Genomic DNA, 4,035 nt, shown 5'->3' with positions numbered 1-4,035 from the left:
TCGAGGTTGCGCCGCGGCGGCCCAGGCGGCCTGCAGGGTACGGCCGTCGGGGCCGGGAAGGTGATCGCGCTCGGCTGGACCGCGGTCGCGGTGCCCGGCGGTGGCGCGGAACTCGCCGGGGCGGTCGGTTTCGTGGTGCCCGCCGAGGTGCCCGACCGCTGCGCGCAGGCGGCCAGCAGCGCCACCGCGGCCGGGGTGCCGAGCCCGAGCAGGCTCAACCGTCGCAGCGCCTCGCGGCGGCTGAGCAGGCCCTCGGCATGGTCGGTGCCGATCTCCTCTGCGATGTAGCGCTGCAGCGGCGTCATACCGGCCAGCGTAACCACGGCACCTGTGTATCGGCAGACCTCCGGCGAACCGGCGCCCTTACCCCGGTTCGGTGACGAAGTCGATCAGCTGTTCCACCGCGCCCAGCAGCGGCGCTTCCAGATCGCGGAAGCTGTCGACGGCGTTGTAGACCCGCCGCCAGCCCTCCGACGGGGTGCCCCAGCCGAGACGGCGGCAGACGCCGGTCTTCCAGTCCTCACCGCGCGGCACCTGCGGCCAGGCCTCGATGCCGACGGCCTGCGGTCGCACCGCCTGCCAGATATCGATGTAGGGATGGCCGGTCACGAGGACGTGCGGGCCGAGTCCGGTGGTCAGATTCGTCTCCTTGGAACCCGTGACCAGGTGGTCGACCAGTACTCCGACCCGCCGACCGGGCTCCGGGCCGAAATCGGTCAACCGCGCGGCCAGATGGTCGAGGCCTTCCAGATGCTCCACGACCACGCCCTCCACGCGCAGATCGTGTCCCCAGACGCGTTCCACCAGCGCCGCGTCGTGCACGCCCTCGACCCAGATCCGGCTGGCGCGCGCCACGCGGGCGCGCAGCCCCTCCACGCGGGTCGACCCCGACGCGGACCGAGTGGGTGCGGCCGGTACGGTCGTCTTCGGCCGCACCAGCGTCACCGGCTGCCCGTCGATCAGGAACGCCGCCTCACGCAAGGCGAACAGCCGGACCCGGCCGCCGCGGTCCTCGAGCTTGACGAACTCGCCGTCGTAGGTGCGCTCGAAACCGACCACGGCGCCGCAGAATCCGCTGGCCGCGTCCTCGGCGACGAGATCGCGTTCGGCGACGACCTGCGGTACCGCGCGCTTGCGGGTTCGAGCGTGTCCGGAATAGATGTCACCGTAGTCGCGCGCACTCACCCGGCCGAAACTACCTGTTTCCCTTGCCGTTCGGCGGGAGGCGAGGCCACGACCGGCGATGCGGTCCGGCCGGCGAAGCCTCGCGCCCACCGGATCCGGACCGGTGACCGGCGTGTTTCCGCTCGACTCGTCCCGTTAAAGGCGCGGAAAAACGGACAGGCACGGTACGGTTGACTCGTGGCCGCAATCGTATGGCTGGTCGCGGGAATTCTGCTCGCCGCAGCCGAGATGCTCACCGGTGACTTCACGCTGCTCATGTTGGGCGGGGCGGCGTTGATCACCGCGGGGGTTGCCGGGATCGCGCAGACGTCGGTGGTGATCGACGCCGTGGTGTTCGCGATCTCCGCCATCGGGCTGCTGTTCGTCGTTCGCCCGATGTTGTTGCGCCGCTTCGCGACTCCGCCGCCCACGCCGACCAATGTCGACGCGTTGCCGGGGAAGACGGCGAAGGTGCTGGAGGCGGTGAACGAGAACAGCGGTCAGGTGAAGATCGGTGGCGAAGTGTGGAGCGCACGCCCGTTCGACCCGGCCGATGAATATGCCGAGGGTGAGACCGTCTACGTCATGAAGATCGACGGCGCGCACGCCGTCGTCTGGAAGGGGCCGTAATGGCTGTACTGATCGTCGCGATCGTCATCGTGGTGCTGGTCGCGGTGGTGGTCTTCAAGTCGATCGCGCTGGTACCGCAGGCCGAGGCCGCGGTGATCGAGCGGCTGGGCAGATATTCGCGCACCGTATCGGGCCAGTTGACATTCCTGGTCCCGTTCGCCGACCGGATCCGTGCCAAGGTCGACCTGCGCGAGCGGGTCGTGTCGTTCCCGCCGCAGCCGGTGATCACCCAGGACAACCTCACCGTGCAGATCGATTCGGTGGTGTATTTCCAGGTCACCAGCCCGCAGGCCGCGGTCTACGAGATCAGCAACTACATCGCCGCGGTCGAGCAGCTGACCATCACCACCCTGCGCAACGTGGTCGGCGGCATGACCCTGGAGGAGACACTGACCTCCCGCGACCAGATCAACTCGCAGCTGCGCGGCGTCCTCGACGAGGCGACCGGCCGCTGGGGCCTGCGGGTGGCGCGAGTGGAATTGAAGGCCATCGATCCGCCGCCGTCGATCCAGGAATCGATGGAGAAGCAGATGAAGGCCGACCGTGAGAAGCGCGCGATGATCCTCACCGCGGAAGGAAACCGCGAGGCGCAGATCAAGACGGCCGAGGGTGCCAAGCAGTCCCAGATCCTCGCGGCCGAGGGTTCCAAGCAGTCGGCCATCCTGTCCGCCGAAGGTGAGCGGCAGAGCCGGATTCTGCGTGCCCAGGGTGAACGCGCCGCCGCCTACCTGCAGGCTCAGGGCCAGGCGAAGGCGATCGAAAAGGTCTTCGCCGCCATCAAATCCGGCAAACCGACCCCGGAACTGCTCGCCTACCAGTACATGCAGACGCTGCCGCTGGTCGCGAAGGGCGACGCCAACAAGGTGTGGATGGTGCCCAGCGATTTCGGCAAGGCGCTGGAAGGGTTCGCCCGCAACTTCGGCACCCAGGGTGAGGACGGCGTCTTCCGCTACGAGCCCAGCGACGACGGTGCCGCGGGCACACCCGACGACGACGCCGACGAAGTGGCCGACTGGTTCGACATCAAGACCGATCCGGCCGCCGAGCGGGCGGTGCGCGCGGCTGAGGCCGCGGCGGCGACGCCGGTCGATTCGCCGCTGGTCGCGCCCAATCAGCCCCGGCATCTGCCGCCGCAGAGCGCTCCCATTCCGCCCTCGCCCCCCGCGCAGCAGCAGCAACCGGCGCCGCGCCCCGGCGACGCGGGCGGCCGGCCGTGGCAGCCGCCGGAGTATCCGGGACGTTGACGGGGTAACCGTATTTCAGCGATGATCCGAATGCCGGTCCGCGAATCATGCGGGCCGGCATTCGAATTTCGCTGCAGGGCACGCGGACTCGGGGGTGGGCATGGCGACACGGCGGGCGGTGCTGCGCGCCGCGGCGTTGGCGCCGGTGCTGACCGCATGCGCCCCCGGAGTGCTGTTCGGACACCCCGCCTCGGTGCGGATCGCGGTGCCCTGGAGCGGATCCGAGCTCGTCGCGTTCCGCCGGGTGCTCGACGATGCTGGGCTGGGTGCCACGGTCGCGGTGTTGCCGCTCGGCGACGATATCGATACGGCCCTGCAGGCGCGCGGCCGCTCCGCCCCCGATCTGGTGATGTTGCCCGAGGTCGGGCGGATCGGTGAGCTGGCGGGCGGGGTGTTGCGCGCACTGCCGCCCACGCTGTGGCACGACGCGGCGGGCCCGCGCTATCCGGATCGGTGGCGCTCGCTGCTGTGGAAAGACGGTGCGCTCTACGGCATTCCGTTCAAGGCCGCCGACAAGTCGCTGGTGTGGTACGACCGCTACGCCTTCGGCGGCGACCGGCCGCGCGACGACCCGCGCGACTGGACCGTCTCGCAGTGGCCGCAGCGTATCGCGGAGGCGACCGCCCGCCGTCCACTGGCACTGGGCGGGGCCGACGGCTGGGTGCTGGCCGACCTGTTCGGCAACATCCTCTACGGCGAATCCGCCTGGGACTACGAGGATTTGGCGGCCGCCGGCGAGCCGGACCGGCCGCGGGAATGGGATCGCGACGCGGTGCGGGCTACCCTGTACCGCCTGGGCACCATGTGGGCGCCGCCTGGCACCTTCCCGGGTGGTATCGCCGCCACCCTGACCCGGCAATTTCCGGAATCGGTGCGCGAGGTGTTCGAACGGCGCACCGCGGCGATGGTGGTGGCCCCGGATTTCGCGGAACCCATCGTGCGCAGCTGCCTGCGCCGGGCCGGCCGGCCCGCGGACGCGGTGGGTGTCATGCCCTTT

Annotated in this window: 4 protein-coding genes and 1 pseudogene; 3 read left to right on the top strand and 2 right to left on the bottom strand. The window is 70.2% G+C overall.

Translation table 11 applies throughout. The features are described from left to right. Both ON23_RS14575 and ON23_RS14570 read right to left on the bottom strand, forming a co-directional pair. Positions 1-305, bottom strand: a pseudogene (locus ON23_RS14575) (dienelactone hydrolase family protein); the annotation flags it as partial. 58 nt (positions 306-363) lie between these two features. Beyond that, the gene (locus ON23_RS14570; protein WP_039778791.1) at positions 364-1,185 is read right to left on the bottom strand and encodes a DUF3097 domain-containing protein; all 822 of its coding nucleotides are present in this window, start codon (positions 1,183-1,185) and stop codon (positions 364-366) included. A 177-nt stretch (positions 1,186-1,362) separates the two neighbouring features. Between ON23_RS14570 and ON23_RS14565 the strand changes: the two genes are divergently transcribed. The 3 genes from ON23_RS14565 to ON23_RS14555 form a co-directional block, all read left to right on the top strand. Further along, the gene (locus ON23_RS14565; RefSeq protein ID WP_036502267.1) at positions 1,363-1,794 is read left to right on the top strand and encodes an NfeD family protein; all 432 of its coding nucleotides are present in this window, start codon (positions 1,363-1,365) and stop codon (positions 1,792-1,794) included. After that, on the top strand, positions 1,794-3,038 hold the full coding sequence (locus ON23_RS14560) for an SPFH domain-containing protein (RefSeq protein WP_039778790.1): 1,245 nt from the start codon (positions 1,794-1,796) through the stop codon (positions 3,036-3,038). Before ON23_RS14565 ends, ON23_RS14560 begins: the two co-directional genes overlap by 1 nt. 100 nt (positions 3,039-3,138) lie before the next feature. After that, positions 3,139-4,035: hypothetical protein (locus tag ON23_RS14555; RefSeq protein WP_039778795.1), on the top strand; the 897-nt coding region annotated here is incomplete at its 3' end.

Source organism: Nocardia cerradoensis NBRC 101014 (genome assembly GCF_000308535.1).
Taxonomy (GTDB): domain Bacteria; phylum Actinomycetota; class Actinomycetes; order Mycobacteriales; family Mycobacteriaceae; genus Nocardia; species Nocardia cerradoensis.
Note: the sequence above shows the minus strand (reverse complement) of the source record. Positions and strands in the feature narration are given on the sequence as shown.